Source organism: Tabrizicola sp., assembly GCF_030694085.1.
GTDB lineage: Bacteria > Pseudomonadota > Alphaproteobacteria > Rhodobacterales > Rhodobacteraceae > Tabrizicola.
The window spans coordinates 182,796-198,889 of sequence record NZ_JAUXZE010000039.1 but is presented as its reverse complement, the minus strand read 5'-3'; the positions used below and the strand labels follow the sequence as shown (position 1 = coordinate 198,889).

The 16,094-nt window shown below is 65.2% G+C and carries 16 protein-coding genes; 7 read left to right on the top strand and 9 right to left on the bottom strand.

The features are described from left to right. From bhcC to Q8M85_RS09865, 3 genes are all read left to right on the top strand, one after another. Positions 1–1,164 carry a 3-hydroxy-D-aspartate aldolase BhcC gene (gene bhcC / locus Q8M85_RS09875; protein ID WP_305543636.1) on the top strand — a complete coding sequence of 388 codons (1,164 nt, stop codon included), beginning with the start codon at positions 1–3 and terminating at the stop codon, positions 1,162–1,164. 84 nt (positions 1,165–1,248) lie between these two features. Next, a complete protein-coding gene (gene bhcD, locus Q8M85_RS09870) occupies positions 1,249–2,208 on the top strand; it encodes an iminosuccinate reductase BhcD (protein WP_305543634.1) in 960 nt (319 codons plus the stop codon). A gap of 93 nt (positions 2,209–2,301) precedes the next feature. Beyond that, a complete protein-coding gene (locus Q8M85_RS09865) occupies positions 2,302–3,291 on the top strand; it encodes a type I glyceraldehyde-3-phosphate dehydrogenase (RefSeq protein ID WP_305543631.1) in 990 nt (329 codons plus the stop codon). A 172-nt stretch (positions 3,292–3,463) separates the two neighbouring features. Here the strand turns inward: Q8M85_RS09865 and Q8M85_RS09860 are convergent, their stop codons facing one another. After that, positions 3,464–4,036, bottom strand: coding sequence for a GNAT family N-acetyltransferase (locus Q8M85_RS09860; protein WP_305543628.1), 573 nt, complete (start codon positions 4,034–4,036; stop codon positions 3,464–3,466). Between the two features lie 139 nt (positions 4,037–4,175). On the opposite strand from Q8M85_RS09860, the gene Q8M85_RS09855 reads away from it, so the two are divergent. After that, the gene (locus Q8M85_RS09855) at positions 4,176–4,529 is read left to right on the top strand and encodes a cupin domain-containing protein (RefSeq protein WP_305543625.1); all 354 of its coding nucleotides are present in this window, start codon (positions 4,176–4,178) and stop codon (positions 4,527–4,529) included. Between the two features lie 6 nt (positions 4,530–4,535). Here the strand turns inward: Q8M85_RS09855 and Q8M85_RS09850 are convergent, their stop codons facing one another. The 6 genes from Q8M85_RS09850 to puuE form a co-directional block, all read right to left on the bottom strand. Beyond that, positions 4,536–5,741 carry a DUF2235 domain-containing protein gene (locus tag Q8M85_RS09850; RefSeq protein WP_305543622.1) on the bottom strand — a complete coding sequence of 402 codons (1,206 nt, stop codon included), beginning with the start codon at positions 5,739–5,741 and terminating at the stop codon, positions 4,536–4,538. Between the two features lie 120 nt (positions 5,742–5,861). Further along, the gene (locus Q8M85_RS09845; protein ID WP_305543619.1) at positions 5,862–6,638 is read right to left on the bottom strand and encodes a potassium channel family protein; all 777 of its coding nucleotides are present in this window, start codon (positions 6,636–6,638) and stop codon (positions 5,862–5,864) included. Positions 6,639–6,837: 199 nt separating this feature from the next. Next, the gene (locus Q8M85_RS09840) at positions 6,838–8,253 is read right to left on the bottom strand and encodes a uracil-xanthine permease family protein (RefSeq protein ID WP_305543617.1); all 1,416 of its coding nucleotides are present in this window, start codon (positions 8,251–8,253) and stop codon (positions 6,838–6,840) included. Positions 8,254–8,336: 83 nt separating this feature from the next. Continuing rightward, on the bottom strand, positions 8,337–8,813 hold the full coding sequence (locus Q8M85_RS09835; RefSeq protein WP_305543615.1) for an ureidoglycolate lyase: 477 nt from the start codon (positions 8,811–8,813) through the stop codon (positions 8,337–8,339). A 76-nt stretch (positions 8,814–8,889) separates the two neighbouring features. Beyond that, positions 8,890–9,732, bottom strand: coding sequence for a bifunctional allantoicase/(S)-ureidoglycine aminohydrolase (locus Q8M85_RS09830; RefSeq protein ID WP_305543614.1), 843 nt, complete (start codon positions 9,730–9,732; stop codon positions 8,890–8,892). Next, a complete protein-coding gene (gene puuE / locus Q8M85_RS09825) occupies positions 9,729–11,144 on the bottom strand; it encodes an allantoinase PuuE (protein ID WP_305543612.1) in 1,416 nt (471 codons plus the stop codon). The genes Q8M85_RS09830 and puuE overlap by 4 nt, the downstream gene beginning before the upstream one ends. A gap of 148 nt (positions 11,145–11,292) precedes the next feature. Here puuE and uraH point away from each other — a divergent pair, with 148 nt between their 5' ends. Together uraH and Q8M85_RS09815 are read left to right on the top strand one after the other, a co-directional pair. Then, positions 11,293–11,646, top strand: a complete 354-nt coding sequence (uraH, locus tag Q8M85_RS09820; RefSeq protein WP_305543610.1) for a hydroxyisourate hydrolase — start codon at positions 11,293–11,295, stop codon at positions 11,644–11,646. A 103-nt stretch (positions 11,647–11,749) separates the two neighbouring features. Continuing rightward, positions 11,750–13,246, top strand: a complete 1,497-nt coding sequence (locus Q8M85_RS09815; RefSeq protein ID WP_305543607.1) for a DUF2125 domain-containing protein — start codon at positions 11,750–11,752, stop codon at positions 13,244–13,246. 121 nt (positions 13,247–13,367) lie between these two features. On the opposite strand, the gene Q8M85_RS09810 is transcribed toward Q8M85_RS09815, so the two are convergent. Continuing rightward, on the bottom strand, positions 13,368–14,285 hold the full coding sequence (locus Q8M85_RS09810) for a LysR family transcriptional regulator (protein WP_305543605.1): 918 nt from the start codon (positions 14,283–14,285) through the stop codon (positions 13,368–13,370). Between the two features lie 128 nt (positions 14,286–14,413). On the opposite strand from Q8M85_RS09810, the gene Q8M85_RS09805 reads away from it, so the two are divergent. Next, positions 14,414–15,646, top strand: coding sequence for a urate hydroxylase PuuD (locus Q8M85_RS09805; protein WP_305543603.1), 1,233 nt, complete (start codon positions 14,414–14,416; stop codon positions 15,644–15,646). 52 nt (positions 15,647–15,698) lie between these two features. Here Q8M85_RS09805 and Q8M85_RS09800 read toward each other — a convergent pair whose 3' ends face one another. Beyond that, a complete protein-coding gene (locus Q8M85_RS09800; protein ID WP_305543601.1) occupies positions 15,699–16,091 on the bottom strand; it encodes a GFA family protein in 393 nt (130 codons plus the stop codon). Positions 16,092–16,094: the final 3 nt, after the last annotated feature.

The window sequence follows — 16,094 nt, the reverse complement described above, 5'->3', positions numbered from 1 at the left end:
ATGAACAAGCAGACGAATTTCCAGGGCCTCGAAGTGGGCTACGACATCCCTGCCCTGCCCGGCATGGATGAGGCGGACATCCAGACGCCCTGCCTGGTCCTCGACCTCGACGCGCTGGAGCGGAACATCGTCAAGATGGGCGATTACGCCCGGTCTCACGGCATGCGGCACCGGGTGCATGGCAAGATGCACAAGTCGGTCGACGTGGCCAAGCTGCAGGAACGGCTTGGCGGCTCGGTCGGCGTGTGCTGCCAGAAGGTCAGCGAAGCCGAGGTCTTTGCGCGCGGCGGGATCAAGGATGTGCTGGTCAGCAATCAGGTGCGCGACCCGGCCAAGATCGACCGGCTGGCGCGCTTGCCGAAGCTTGGCGCGCGGACCATCGTCTGTGTTGACGACGTGGCGAACGTGGCCGATCTTTCGGCGGCGGCGGTTCGCCATGGCACCGAGATCGAGGTCTTCGTCGAGATCGACTGCGGCGCGGGCCGCTGCGGCGTGAAGACGCCCGATGAGGTGGTGGCCATCGCGCAGGCCGTGGCGGCGGCACCGGGGCTGAAGTTCTCGGGCATCCAGGCCTACCAGGGCGCGATGCAGCACATGGACAAGTACGAGGACCGCAAGGCCAAGCTCGACGCTGCCATCGCCCAGGTGAAGGGCTGCGTTGACGCGCTCACGGCCGCGGGCCTGAAGCCCGACCTGGTGTCGGGGGGCGGCACAGGCAGCTACTATTTCGAAAGCACTTCCGGCGTCTACAACGAGCTTCAGTGCGGCTCCTACGCCTTCATGGACGCGGACTACGGCCGCATACTCGACAAGGACGGCAACCGGATCGACCGGGGCGAATGGGAGAATGCGCTGTTCATCCTGACCTCGGTGATGAGCCACGTGAAGGCCGACAAGGCGATCTGCGACGCGGGGCTCAAGGCGCAGTCGGTGGACTCGGGGCTTCCGGTGATCTTCGGGCGCGACGACGTGAAATACGTCAAATGCAGCGATGAACACGGGGTGATCGACGACCCGCAAGGCGTGCTGAAGGTCGGCGACAAGCTGAAGCTGATCCCCGGCCACTGCGACCCGACCTGCAACGTGCATGACTGGTATGTCGGCGTCAGGAACGGCAAGGTGGAAAGCGTCTGGCCCGTCTCGGCCCGCGGCAAAGCCTACTAAGCCCTTTCATCTTTGACCAAATATCCCACGGGGGTGCGGGGGTGTGAAACCCCCGCTCTGCCGTCCGCCATAAAGGACCACCAGATGCTCATCGTTCCCGAGGCCCTGATCGCCTCGCTCGTCTCCCCCGAAGACGCCTTCCGCGCGGTCGAGGCCTGCTTCGCCGCGATGGCAAGGGGCGAGGCCTACAACTTCCCCGTGGTGCGCGAGGCGCTGGGCGAGGGGCGGCAGTACGGCTTCAAATCCGGCCTCGACCGGGCGGCGGGACAGCTGGGGGTCAAGGCCGGTGGCTACTTCCCGGGAAATGCTGCCAAGGGACTGATCAACCACCAGTCCTCGGTCTTCCTGTTCGACCCCGACACCGGGCGGCCCGTTGCCATGGTCGGCGGAAATCTCCTTACCGCGCTGCGGACGGCGGCGGCTTCGGCCATCGCCATCGACCGGTTGGCCCGGCCAGAGGCGCAGGTGCTGGGGATCGTCGGGGCCGGGCATCAGGCGGGGTTCCAGCTTCGTGCAGCCGCGCGGGTCCGGCGGTTTGAGCGGGTCATCGCCTGGAACCTGCACCCCGAGATGCTGCCGAAACTTGGCGCCGTCGCCGCCGAACTGGGTCTGCCATTTGAACCCGTGGACCTGGTGCGGATGCGCGAGGCCGAGGTGATCGTGACCATCACCTCCTCGCCTGCGGCAAGCTTGCTGGTCCGGCATGTATCGCCGGGAACGCATCTCAGCTGCATGGGGACCGATACGAAAGGCAAGCAGGAAGTGGAGCCAACCCTGGTCGCCGGGGCGTCGGTCTTCACGGACGAAGTGGCCCAGTCCATCACCATCGGCGAGGCGCAGCATGCGGTGGCGGCGGGTGTGCTGGACGCGAGCGCCATCGTGCCGCTGGGCGATGTCCTGATCGGGAAACACCCGGGCCGGCAGTCCGAGGGCGAGATCACGCTCTTCGACGGCACTGGCGTCGGCCTGCAGGACCTGGCGGTTGCCGCTGTCGCGGTCCAGCGCGCGACCGAGCGGGGCCTGGGGATTGACGTCGGAGTCTAAGCCTGCGTTAGGGGAATTGTGCGGGGAACAAGAACGGCGTTGAAGCACCGCACGGCCCGTGCTGAGACTGCGGGCGCACGGGGCAGGGGCAGCATGATGCGGATCTTCATCAACGGATTCGGTCGGATTGGGCGGTCGGTGCTGCGGGCCTATCTGCTGACGCCCGAGCGCTGGCCAGGGCTTCAGATCGTCGGGATAAACGACATCGCCGCGTCCGAGATGTGCGCCTATCTGTTTGAGTATGACAGTGTCTTCGGACCTTGGAAGGGCGCAGTTGCGCTGCAGGACGAGGCGTTGGTTGTCGATGGCTGGAAAGTGCCGCTGCACCGGACCTCGGATTTATCGACGCTTGACCTGTCCGGGACCGATCTGGTCATGGAATGTACCGGGCGCGCCGAAGCGCGGGAGGTGGCGGAGCGGGGCTTGCAGGCAGGTGCCGCACGTGTGCTGATCTCGGGACCCTCCCAGGCGGCGGATGTGACGGTGGTGCTGGGGGCGAACCACGCTGTTCTGGCGAAGCAAAGGATCGTTTCGAATGCCTCCTGCACGACCAATGCGCTGGCGCCGCTGGCGCGGCTGATCCATGAAAACTGGGGAATCGTGACCGGGTCGATGACGACGGTCCACTGCTACACCGGCAGCCAGCCGACGGTGGACGCCCCCGCCGCCGACTATCCGCGCAGCCGGGCGGCGGCCCTTTCGATGGTGCCGACCACGACCAGTGCGGCGCTGCTTCTGGATCGGGTACTGCCGGACCTGGCGGGCCGGATCGTGGCGCAGGCGGTGCGGGTGCCGGTGGCCAGCGTGTCCTGCGTGGACTTCCATCTGGTCACCGAGGGACGGCCATCGGTCGAGGAGGTCAACGCGGCTTTCCGGGCGGCTGCCAAATCTGAAAGCAGCGTGATCGGCGCGACGGACCGGCCGCTGGTCTCGACCGACCTGCGGGCGCGGGCGGAGTCGGTGGTGATGGCCTGCCCGGAGACCAAGGTTTCGAACGGGGGGATGCTGCGGGTCTTCGGGTGGTACGACAACGAATGGGGATTTTCCAACCGGATGCTGGACATGGCAGTTCGGATGGGCTGAGTGTCCACGGTGGGCAATCGCAGAAATAAAAGCAAATTCAGTTACTTGATCGCGGACGTTAAGGATCTGGAAAGGTTGGCCGCAGGGGCCGATCCGGCCGCTCGTCAGGGACTTCGTCGCTTCTCGCTGTGGCTCTCTGCGACGAGGAGACGAAGTCGAACGAGGAGGCGGGTCAGAGGGATTTCGTGAACAGAATCCACTCTTGCGCGCCGACCGCCCAGTCATCTTTCACCACAGGACGGCGGGCGACTTCCACGAAGCCTTTCGCGCGGTAGAGGCGCAGGGCGTCCTGGTGCGTGTCCTCGGCGATCAGGCTGATGGTCGTCCGGCCGGCCTGGCGGGTCACCGCCTCGGCCTTGGCGAGAAGCGCTGAACCCAGACCGCGCCCGCGATAGGCAGGGTAGGTTGCCAACACGTTCAGATACCAGGAACCGGGCGCAAGCGCCTCCAGCTCCAGCAGAGGCACGAAGATCGGCGGGGTGTCGGGGTCGATGGCCTCGGGCTCCAGCGCGGCGGGGTAGCCCAGAAGGCAGGCGGCAACCTCGCCGTCGACTTCGGCCAGCCAGGCGTTGCGGAAGGAGAAGCTGCCGGTCTTGCGCGCGGCCCGTTCGCGGCCATAGGCCATCGGGTCCACGCCCGGGCCGGCGGATTTTTTCCAGAAATGCAGCGGCAGGTCGTCGGCGGCCATGTTGATGAAGCGGACCAGATGGTCGGCGTCTGCGGCGGTTGCATCACGGATCAGCATGGGTCACCTCCTCTGCGTCTTTGGATGAACCAGACCCGCCATGATCCTGCAAGGCGGAAACCGACGGGAAATGGCGTGTCCCGGCCTTGCGCGGGCGTAGAGGCAGTCCTACCAAGGGCAAAACCACGGAGTGACGCAGATGACCGACACTGTTTTCCGCTTTCCCGCCCCCGGACCCGAGCCGATGGTCACCGATCTGGAAGGCTGGGTGAAGACCGACGGCACGCCCACGATGAAGACCTGGGTGCAGCACACCTCGGCCGATGGCAGCGTGATCAGCGGCACCTGGGAGGCGACGGTGGGGTCGTGGCACGCGTCCTACAAGTTCTACGAGTTCGTCCACCTGATCGAAGGCCAGATCACCATCACCCCGGACGGCGGCGACCCGGTCACACTGCGGCCGGGCGATGCTTTCGCCGTCGAGCCGACCTTCAAGGGCACCTGGACCATCGAGGCCCCGGTCAGGAAGCACTTCTGCATCAAGCTGAAGTAGCTTGCTCTAGACCCAGACCCGTGTCGTTGGCAAAGGCACATCGGCCGGATCAAACAGGGGCTTCAGGTTCTTCGGCGCATATTTGATCCGCTTTCGGGTCTTCACCAGGTCGTCGGGCGAGATCAGGCCAAGCTTTCCATAGCGTTCGATCACGCTCCAGTGGACCATTTCGTTGATCGTCGGCAATGGCTTGCGGTTCGGGCCAAGCGGACGGTAAAGCCGTTCCCAGAGGTCGACCGGCACGTTCTGCTCACAGACGCTGCGGATCGTGGGCGTCAGACGGTCCTTCACCGACCAACCCTGGCGCGGGTCGTGCGTCGGGCCAAGGACATTGGTCGCAGCCAGCGGAGGCAAGAGGCCGGGCGTCTTCTCGTCGACCTGCAATCCGGCAGCCTTGGCCCGGTCGATCATCCACAGAAGCGGGATGTCGGCCAGTTCCCGGTCGGAATAGCCGCCACCGACATCGGCATGACTGCCGGCGAACCAGACCTGCTCGATGGTCGAGTGTGCCGGGGCTTTCCCGGTCCAGAGCGTCGGCACGAATTCGTCACGGTGTTCGTCGATGGCCAGGGCCTGCGCGCCATGCTTCACGATCCGCGAAGGCGAGGTGTCGTGAAAACCGTGGACCAGGCCCGACAGTTCGCCCAGGACGCCGACCGGGATGCCAAGCGCGCCCACCGTGTCCCAGACACCAAGAAAGTTGACCGTCACGTCCTCATGAGTCTCGATGTTCCGCTTGGCGTAGCGCCGCAGGAAGTCCTTGGGCGAGCGGTTCTTGAAGGTGCGGTAGTAGCTCCATGCGGTCGGCAGGTGACCCAGACTTTGCCGCTTCAGAAGGCCGGCCGAGCCGAGGAGGCCGGTCAGCGACCGGGCGGCATAGGCCCCCCGAGAGTAGCCGAAGAGAAAGATCTCGTCGGCCGGAACGTCGCGACCGCGGTCGTCCTTGTGCGCGGGCACGTAGTTCTGAGCAAGAAACAGGTAGGCGGTTCGGATGATGTCCTCGATGCCTGACCCGGTGGCCCCGGCGACCAGCCGTTCCAGTTGCGATCCGCTGGTGCCGACGCCGCGCAGGTAGACCGAGAATTGCGGCACGCCGTCGCTGCCGGAATTGGCGCGGATGGCGCGGGACAGGCGGACCACGTTGGTCTCGGATCGTTCGCTGTCGGCGGCGTTCCAGGTTCCATCAAAGCAGACGACAAGACGTTTGTGCATGGGGCTGAAATCCCTGTGTTGAAATCGCATCGCAACGTCGGATGAAATGCAGGTGCCGACGCTGGGAGAATGCTGCCCCCGGACCCCGAAGCTGTCAACGCTTGTCCCCGGCCGGGTAGCCTAATCCAGACCGTCGTCGGGGATGTTCAGCACGGTGCCGCAGGCCTTGCAGTGCACCGCGTCGTGGTCGTGGCGGCGCAGGCCGCAGGTTGGGCACGGAAAGTGCGCCTTCGGCGGGCGCAGGATCACCTGCACCAGCCGCAGAAACAGGCTGATCCCGACGATCATGATGATCACTGACAGCAGCTTGCCGCCGTTTCCGACAAGGGTGATGTCTCCGAACCCGGTGGTCGAAAGCGTGGCAACGGTGAAATACAGCGCATCGACGTAGTTTCGGATGTCCGCGTTGCGGGTGACCTGGGTCTGGTAGACCAGCGAGGTCATCGCGAAGATGAAGATCAGCAGGTTCAGCGCGGCGCGAAGGGCGGTTTCATGGCGGCGGAATCCGGGAACGTCGTCGCGCAGCTGGTCCAGGGTCTGCGGCGAGTGGAAGACGCGGTAAAGCCGGAGCACGCGCAGGAAGGCCAGCCCCTCGCCCCAGATCGGGAAGAGAAGCGAGATGATCACCAGGACGTCGGCCAGGCCCCAGAAGCTGGCAAGGTCCTTCATCGGGCGGCGCGAGATCCAGAGCCGGGCCACGAAGTCGGCAAGAAACACCACCCCGATCGCCACGTCGATCTGGATATGCCACGGCCCGCGCTCGAAGAAGGACGAGGTGACCAGCCAGGCGACGGTCAGAAGATCGAAGGCCAGAAGCGCATAGCGGAAGCGGTCTGCGGTCTGGCCGGCGCCTTCGTAGAAGGTGCGGAGGCGGGCGCGGAGGGTGGCTTCGGTCATCTGGGTCCTGCAAGGCGCATCGGGCAAGTCTAGCTGGAGGGCGGCAGGCTGTCAGGAGCAATTGCAGGCGCGGACGTTGCAGAACGCGGGGCCATCGCCCAACCGACCGCGACCGCAATGATCCCGAGGTCCGGTCATTCAAGTGTCGACGCCCGCCAGGATGCGAATGGCGGGCGCCGGGCTTGGGGGTGGGGTGGGGTCAGTCGCCCAGGTCTTCCGGCAGGGCGAGGTTCAGGATGATGGCGATGGCTGCAGCGGGTAGGAGGCCCGAGGTCAGAAGGATCTGAGCGGTGCGGCCCATGTGCTGCAACGCCTCGGGGACCAGCTGCAGGCCAAGGCTGATCGACAGCGCGGTGGCGAAGATCACCATGTTGCGGCGGTTCCACGTCACCTCGGAAAGCATGTTGACGCCAGCGGCGCAGACCATGCCGAACATCACCACCACGCCGCCACCAAGGACGTTGATCGGGACGGTGTTGATCGCGGCACCGACCTTGGGGATCAGGCCGCAGAAGATCAGGAAGATCGCGCCGATGGTCACGACATGGCGGCTCATCACGCCGGTCATGGCGATCAGGCCGACATTCTGGCTGAACGAAGTGTTCGGGAGCGCGCCGAATATCCCGGCGACAGCAGTGCCAGCGCCGTCAGCGAAGGTCGCGCCCTGGATTTCGGTGTCCGTGGCCTCTCGCCCCGCACCGCCCTTGGCGATCCCCGAGACATCGCCCACAGTCTCGATCGCCGAGACGATGGCCATGAAGCACATGCCGATGACGATGGCCGCGTTGAACTCGAAGCCCCAGCGGAACGGGTTCGGCAGCGCGAAGACCCCGGCGCGTTCGATGGCGGTGAAGCTGACCTGACCCATCGCCAGCGCGACGGCATAGCCGGCGAGGATGCCGATCAGGACGGCGGCGACGGCAAGGAAGCCGCGGGTGAAGAACTTGATCGCCAGCGTGACCAGGATCACCACCAGCGCGGGAAGCCACTGGTTGAAGCTGCCGAAGGTGATGGTGGACCAGTCGACGGGCGTGCCTGCGGCCCTGGCCTCGGCAATGGCGCGCATGCCCGCCTCCATCGCCGGGACGCCGCCCGCGGCGTACTGGATGCCGACCTTGACCAGTGCGAGACCGATCATCAGCACGATGAGGCCGGTGACCAGCGGCGGAAGGGCGTAACGGATGCGGCCAACGATGAAGCCAAGGAAGAAGTGGAAGACGCCGCCCAGCAGGACGCCGGTCATCAGCCCGCCAAGCCCCGCAGTGCCCAGCCCCGCAACGGCAGGGATCATGATCGGCACGAAGGCGAAGGAGGTGCCCTGCACGATGGGCAGCCGCGCGCCGACCGGGCCGATGCCGATGGTCTGCAACAGCGTGGCGATCCCGGCGAACAGCATAGACATCTGGATCATGTAGGTCATGTCGGGGAAGCCAAGCGCGCCCTGGTCCGAGCCGAAGCCGATCCCGGCCGCGCCGCAGACGATGATGGCTGGCGTCACGTTCGAGACGAACATCGCCAGCACATGCTGGATGCCCAGCGGCACGGCTTGCGCCAGAGGGGGCAGGTAGTCGGGGTCGCGGAGCTGATCCGGCGTCCCGATGGCGGAACTCGTCATATTATTGTCCTTTTCCCTTGGGGCTTGTTGGTATTCACGCCGTCTGCGCATTGCCCCTGCATGCGCTCCGGTTAGGACGCCCCTTATGGGGCGAGGACCGTCCACGGTTCGGTGTAACGGTGTTCTTCAAGGTTCGGCGTGGGGCCGATGCGGTCCACCACGGCGAAGATGCCGGGAGCATGCAGCGGTGTCAGCACGCCGTGCCAGCTGCCACGGTGCAGGTTGATGCCCTGCGCGCCATTTGTCAGGAAAGCGCGCGGTTCTGCCTGCGGATCGGGCGCGACGATGACAAGGAAGGGGTGTTCCGTCATCGGAATGAATGCCTGGGAGCCGTCTGGGTGGCGTTCAATCAGGTCGAAGCCGTAAGGCAGGGCACGGGGTTCGGCATGGAAGATCGAGATGCCGGCGCGGCCGCCTTCGCCGAAGTCGAGGGCGGCGCGGTCGTGGTGGCGGCGGCAGAGACCGGCGTTGATGAGGCGAAAATCGCCGGACGCAGCAAGGACATCGCCGAAGGGGGCGAAGTCTTGCGCGGTAAGGGGGACGGGGCGCAGGGTTCTCATCCGCGGCTCCTCGTGCGACTTCGTCTTCTCGTCGCGGCAGGCGGCGAGGAGTGCCGAAGGCATCGACGAGCGGCGGTCATCGTGCGGGTCCGAAGGCACCGGGGCCGCGCAGCTTGGCGTGGCGGTTCACGTCCTTGTAGAGCAGGTAGCGGAAGCGGCCCGGGCCGGCCGCATAGCAGGCCTGCGGGCAATAGGCGCGCAGCCACATGAAGTCGCCCGCTTCCACTTCCACCCAGTCCTGGTTCAGCTTGTAGGCGGCCTTGCCTTCCAGGACATAGAGGCCGTGCTCCATCACGTGGGTTTCCTCGAACGGGATCACGCCGCCGGGTTGCAGGGTCACGATGTTCACATGCGCGTCGTGGCGCAGGTCGTCGGGTTCGACGAAGCGAGTGGTGCCCCAGCGGTTCTGGGTATCAGGCATCCAGCGGACGGGCACGTCGCGTTCGTTGATCACCAGCACCTCGGGTGCCGCAATGCCCGGGGCGGGTTCGTAGATTTTCCGCAGCCAGTGAAAGCGGGCGGGTGTGCCGCCCTCGGCGAGAAGCGTCCAGCGGGTACCGGCGGGGATGAAGGCGTAGGAGCCTTCCTCCATCTCATAGCCGGTGCCGTCGATCGTCAGGGTGGCCAGCCCGCCGGTGAAGAACAGCCAGTGTTCCGCGCCGGTCTCGGCGTCGGGCGCGTCGGAGCCGCCGCCGGGCGCGACCTCCATCACGTATTGGCTGAAGGTCTCGGCGAAACCGGACATTGGACGCGCGATGAGCCAGAGCTTGGTCTTGGTCCAGCCGGGCAGGAAGCTGGTGACGATGTCGGAAAAGCAGCCCTTCGGGATCACGCAGTAGCTGCCGGTGAAGACGGCGCGCTGGGTCATGAGGGCGGATTGCGGCGGGAGGCCGCCGGGGGGCGTGTAATAGGTGCTCACGGGAGTTGGTCCTTCAGGCGCAGTTCGGCGATGCGTTCCACCTGGGCACAGGCGGTGGCGAATTCGGTCTGCGTGTCGTTGCTGATGCGGGTCTGGAAGGCCTGCAGGATCGAGGTCTTGGTGTTGTCGCGGACGGCGATGATGAAGGGGAAGCCGTGCTTTGCGACATACTCATCGTTCAACCGCTGGAAGCTGGCGCGCTCTTCGTCGGTCAGGGCGTCGAGGGCGGCGCTGGCCTGTTCCAGCGTGCTTTCCGGCGTCAGGCGCTTGGCCGCGGCCAGTTTTCCGGCGAGGTCGGGGTGGGCTTGGAGGACCTTGAGGCGTTCGTCAGCGGATGCGCTGCGGAACATCCGGGTCAGGGCGTTATGCAGGCCCGTGGCGCTGTCATGGGCAGGGCCAAGCTCCAGGTCGAAAGCGCGCTCGGCGATCCAGGGAGAATGTTCGAAAATGGAACCGAAGCGGTCCAGGAACCGTTCGCGCGTCATCTGGCTGGGGCGCTCGAACCGCTTGTGCGGATGGGTTTTTTGCCAGTGCTCGGCAATCTCGATCCGGCGCGGGAACCAGACGCCGGTGTGGGATTTTGCATAGTCGAGGAATCGCTTGAGGCCCGCGATCTTGCCGGGGCGGCCGATCAGGCGGCAATGGAGGCCGATGGAGAACATCTTGGCCGCGCCTGCCTCGCCCTCGGCATAAAGGGTGTCGAAGCTGTCCTTGAGGTACTGGTAGAACTGCTCGCCCGTGATGTAGCCCGGCGCGGTGGCGAAGCGCATGTCGTTGGCTTCCAGCGTATAGGGGATCACCAGCTGGTCGTGATCGCCATATTCGCGCCAGTAGGGCAGGTCGTCGTCGTAGGTGTCCGAAATCCACGCCAGACGCCGGGTTTCGGCCGTCAGCTGCACCGTGTTCATCGAGCAGCGGCCGGTGTACCAGCCCTGGGGAGCCTCGCCCACGACCTCCTCGTGCAGGCGGAAGCTTTCGGCGATCTGGCGGGCCTCCTCTTCGGGGGGCATGTCGCGGTGGTCGACCCATTTGAGGCCGTGCGACGCGATCTCCCACCCGGCGGCTTTCATCGCGGCGACCTGTTCGGGGTTGCGGGCCAGGGCGGATGTGACGCCATAGACAGTGACGGGGACGTCCATCGCGGTGAACAGGCGATGCAGGCGCCAGAACCCGGCGCGGGCGCCGTAGTCGTAGATCGATTCCATGTTCCAGTGCCGCTGACCGGGCCAGGGCGCGGCCCCGGCGATGTCGGACAGGAACGCCTCGGACTGGGCGTCGCCATGCAGGATACTGTTCTCGCCGCCCTCTTCGTAGTTCAGGACGATGGAGACGGCGATCTTCGCACCGCCGGGCCATGCGGCATCGGGCGGGGTCGGGCCGTGGCCACGGAAATCTCGGGGGTAGCGGTTCACGTCGGCGTCTCCTTCTTGGCGGCGAGACTAGGGGAAAAGTGCAGAAACCATTTTCAGGATTTCACGGAAGGTCATATGCCGACAATGCCGGGTCGCGCGAGGGTCGGTTTCGTGGTCAGTTATGCAGCACAGCGATGGAGGAAGATGAATGGGACGGCTTTCGACGCATGTGCTGGACACCGCGAAGGGCAGGCCTGCGGCGGGGGTGAAGATCATGCTCTATCGGATTTCCGGGCAGAGTCACCGCAAGGTGAAAGAGGTCGTCACCAACGCTGACGGACGCACGGACGGACCGCTGCTTGAAGGGGATGCGCTGGTGGCCGGGGTCTACGAGCTGGTCTTCTGTGCTGGCGACTATCTGCGCACCAGTGGGCAGGCGGACGAAGGCGTTCTTTTCCTTGACGAAATCCCGATCCGCTTCGGGGTGCCCGATGCCAGCCAGCACTACCACGTGCCACTGCTGATCTCGCCTTTCGGATACTCGACCTACCGGGGCTCCTGAGCCGCAAGCTTGTGCCCCGAAAAGGTCGTGAAAGCGTCACTTGCGCAACCGCTGCGACAGGTCTTATGTGGCCGGGTAATTTTTTGGCTTCAAGGAGAACCGCATGTTTCGGATGAATTCGTTTCTGGCCGCCCCGACCCTTGCACTTTTGATGAGCGGGACTGCCCACGCAGCGCTGACTGCGGACCAGGTCTGGCAGTCGTGGAAGGATGCAGGCGCGCAGGTCGGGCTTATCGTCTCGGCGGCGACCGAGAACAGCTCGGACGGTGTGCTGACGCTGAACGGCGTGTCGATTGCGCCCGAAGGGATGGCGGGCCTGACGATTTCGGACATGACGTTGACCGAGGAAGACGACGGGTCGGTCACGATCGAGCCGGGCGCCGATATCGGCGTGGCGATGGCGGGCGAGACCGAGGGTGAGGTGAGCGTGACGCATGACGGGCTGATCCTGACCGCGCGCGAGGCGGATGGCGGGCTGGCCTACGACTATGAAGCGGCCAAGCTGGATGTCGTCTATGACACCAGCTATCCGGGCATGTCCTTCGACGGGTCCGAAGCGCCGACCGTGACTTCGGCGGGGACCGTGGGCTTCACCAACCTGTCGGGAACCTATTCCGACACGCCCGGCACCAACCGGACCTTCGGGCTGGACATCGCGGCGGACGTGCTGGCCTACAACACCAGCCTGGATGACCCCGGGATGGAGATGAAGCAGACCTCGACCAGCGAGACCGCGGGCATCGAGATGTCGATGGCCTTTGCGCTGCCGTCCAGCATAGAGCTGGCCGCCATGTCCGCACCGGCTGACTTTGGCACCGCACTGAACGAGGGCCTGTCCTTCACCCTGTCGACCAAGCAGGGCGAATCCACCGGCACGATGACGCAGGAAAGCGCCTTCATGCCGATGGACCTGGTGATGAAGGCAGGCGGCGGCGAGGGATCGGTTGTCTTCAACAAGGATGTCTTCTCGGTCAAGTCGGTGGCGTCGGGCCTGGATATCTCGTCCGGGCCGGGGCTGATGCCGGTGCCGGTCCAGGTGACTTCGGGGCCGATACAGTTCGACCTGACGACGCCCGTGGTCGCCACGTCAGCCGCAGGCGATTATTCGTTCGTGCTGAAGCTTGCAGACTTCAGCCTGAACGAGGAAGCCTGGGCGATGTTCGACCCGAACGCAGCCCTGCCGCGGGATGCGGCGCAGATCGCCGTCGACATCTCGGGCAAGACGACGATGGACCTGCCGGCGCTGATCGCGGCAGAAGAGTCCGGGGTTCCCTATACGCCGACGCCGGAAAGCCTGAACATCACCGAACTTGGCGTCAAGGTCGCAGGGGCGGCGCTGGCGGCGACCGGGGCCTTCACCTTCGACAACTCGATGGGCATCCCGATGCCGCTGGGCGAGGCGAACGTGACCGTGACCGGCGCCAACGCGCTGATCGACGGGCTGATCGCCACCGGCCTGATGAGCGAGGACGACGCAATGGGTGCGCGGATGATGATGGGCATGTTCATGGTGCCTGCGGGTGACGACACGCTGACCTCGAAGATCGAGGCCAAGGAAGGGATGCAGATCCTGGTGAATGGTCAGCCGCTGCCAATGTAAGGCTTGCGGTTTCGGATCGGGAAGGGCGGGGCTGCGGTCCCGCCCTTTTCTTTTGCGGGCGGTGGGCGGATCGCCCACCCTACGGGTCTGGCGCAGGGGTAAGATGGGCGATGCGCCCACCCTACGCTTGTGTGGCCCGCCGCAGGTCGTCGCGGATCTGGGCGGCCATGTAGTCGGTGAACAGCTGCACCTTGGGGTCCTTGAGCCTGCGATGCTGGCTAAGGGCGGACAACTGGATCGACAGCGGCGGCGTTGCGGTAGCGACGGGGACCAGGCGGCCTTCGCGCAGATGGTCGGCGACCTCGAACAGCGGTTTCAGCACGATCCCGCGCCCGTCCAGGGCCCAGCCGGTCAGCACGTCACCGTCATCGGATTCAAACGGCCCGGTGATCTCGAACCGGCGGGGGCCATCGGGAGTTTGCAAGGTCCACTGGAATTCCTTGGCACCCGGAAAGCGCAGGTTCAGGCAATCGTGCCGGTCGCGGACAAGCGCCTCACCGTCTTCGGGCATGCCCCTGCGGTCGATATAGGCGGGGGCGGCACAAAGGAGGCGCGGGCAGTCGGCGATGGTGCGGACCTTGAGGGTGGAGTCCTCCAAGAGCCCCAGGTGGAAGGCCACGTCGATGCCTTCGGCGACCACGTCGATCCCCCGGTCAGACAGCCGCAGGCGGACGTCGATCTGGGGATACTGGTCCTTGAAGGCCGGGACGCGGGGCGCGATCAGCCTGCGACCGATGCCCAGCGGGGCGGCCACGAAGATCGTGCCACGCGGGTTTTGCGTGACATCCATCACGGCGGCTTCGGCGTCGTCGATCGCCTCCAGCACCCGGCGGGCGCCGTCATAGAAGATGCGGCCGTTTTCGGTCGGTTGCAGGCTGCGGGTGGTGCGGCTGAAGAGGCGGACGCCGAGGTGTTTCTCAAGCTCGGAAATCCGGGCCGAGGAAACGGCGGGCGAGGTGCGCTGGTCGCGGGCAGCGGCGGACATGCTGCCCAATTCGTAGACGCGGACGAACATGCGGATGTTGTTCACATAGGACAAATGCGGGCCATTGTTCGGCAGGGGTTGAAAGTGATGCGGGCTTTCTATGGATTAACAGAAAGGTGCCGCGCAGGATAGCGTTTCGGCACAGACGGAGGGCGCGATGCCCGAGCGGAGGCGAGACTGCGATGTATGACTGGGTCGTCTTGTGGGAGTGGGTGGAGATTGCGGCGCGCTGGCTGCATGTGATCACGGCCATCGCCTGGATCGGGTCGAGCTTCTACTTCATCGCGCTGGACCTTGGGTTGCACCGGGACCGCAACCTTGCCAGCGGAGCCGATGGCGAGGAATGGCAGGTCCACGGTGGGGGGTTCTACCACATCCAGAAGTACCTCGTGGCCCCGGCCTCGATGCCGGACCACCTGGTCTGGTTCAAATGGGAAAGCTACGCGACCTGGCTGAGCGGGTTTGCGATGCTGGTGCTGGTCTACTACCTTGGGGCCGAGCTTTACCTCATCGACCCGACGGTGCTGGAGCTTTCGGTTTGGCAGGCGGTGGCGATTTCGTTGGCTTCGCTGGCCTTCGGCTGGGTTGCCTACAACACGCTGTGCAAGGTCTTTGTGAATGCCGACCAGAACGTGCTGATGGTGGCGCTGTTCGTGGTGCTGGTCGGGATGAGCTGGTTCTATACCCAGGTCTTCAGTGGTCGGGCGGCGATGCTGCATCTGGGGGCGTTCACCGCCAGCATCATGTCGGGGAACGTGTTCTTCATCATCATGCCGAACCAGCGGGTGGTGGTGGCCGACCTGAAGGCCGGCCGGAAGCCGGACCCGAAGTATGGCAAGATCGCCAAGCAGCGCAGCACGCACAACAACTATCTGACGCTGCCGGTCGTGTTCCTGATGCTGTCGAACCATTACCCGCTGATCTTCGCAACCGAGTGGAACTGGGTGATCGCGTCCCTTGTCTTCCTGATGGGGGTGACGATCCGGCACTGGTTCAACACCAAGCACGCACGCAAAGGCAATCCGCACTGGACCTGGTTTGTCACTGTGCTCCTGTTCCTGATCATCGCCTGGCTGTCCACCGCGCCGATGCGGGTGGTGGAGGGCGAGGCCAAGCTGCAGGGGGCGGCGCTGGTCTATGCCTCCTCGCCGGGGTTCGAGGATGTTGTGGGAATCGTGCAGGGCCGTTGCTCGATGTGCCATGCGGCCGAGCCGGGGTGGGAGGGTCTGCACTGGCCGCCGAAGGGGGTGGTGCTGGAGACGCCGGCCCAGATCGCGTATGAGGCGCGGCGGATCTACCTGCAGGCGGGCGTGACCCATGCGATGCCGCCGGGCAACCTGAGCTACATGGAGCCAGAGGAGCGGGCGGCGATCGTCGAGTGGTTCCGCAGGGCGGGGACGCAGGACCCGGTGTGAGGGGCCAAAACTTTTCGAAAAGTTTTGGCAAATTCCTTCGAAGGAATTTGCGTTAACCTTCGGTCCGGCCTTCGCTCTCGCGGTCCTTCAAGTAGTGCCGCATCCAGGGGAAGTCGGGCAGCCAGTCCTCGCGCCGGATGGTCCAGAGTTCGTAAGTCGGGCGGAAGACCGAAGGGTCGTCCAGGCACCCGAGGTTGATGCCGATCTCGTCGTCGATATGGGCAAAGACCGGCGAGCCGCAGGTCGGGCAGAAACTGCGGTCGCGGTAGCTGCGCACCTTGCCGGTGATGGTCACCGCAGTGTCCGGGTAAATCGCCGAGGCGTGGAACAGGGCGCCGTGGTTCTTGCGGCAGTCCATGCAATGACAGATGCCGATGCGGTAGGGCTGGCCGGTGGCGGTGAAGCGAAGCGCCCCGCACAGGCAACCACCCGTCACGCTGTCCATCGG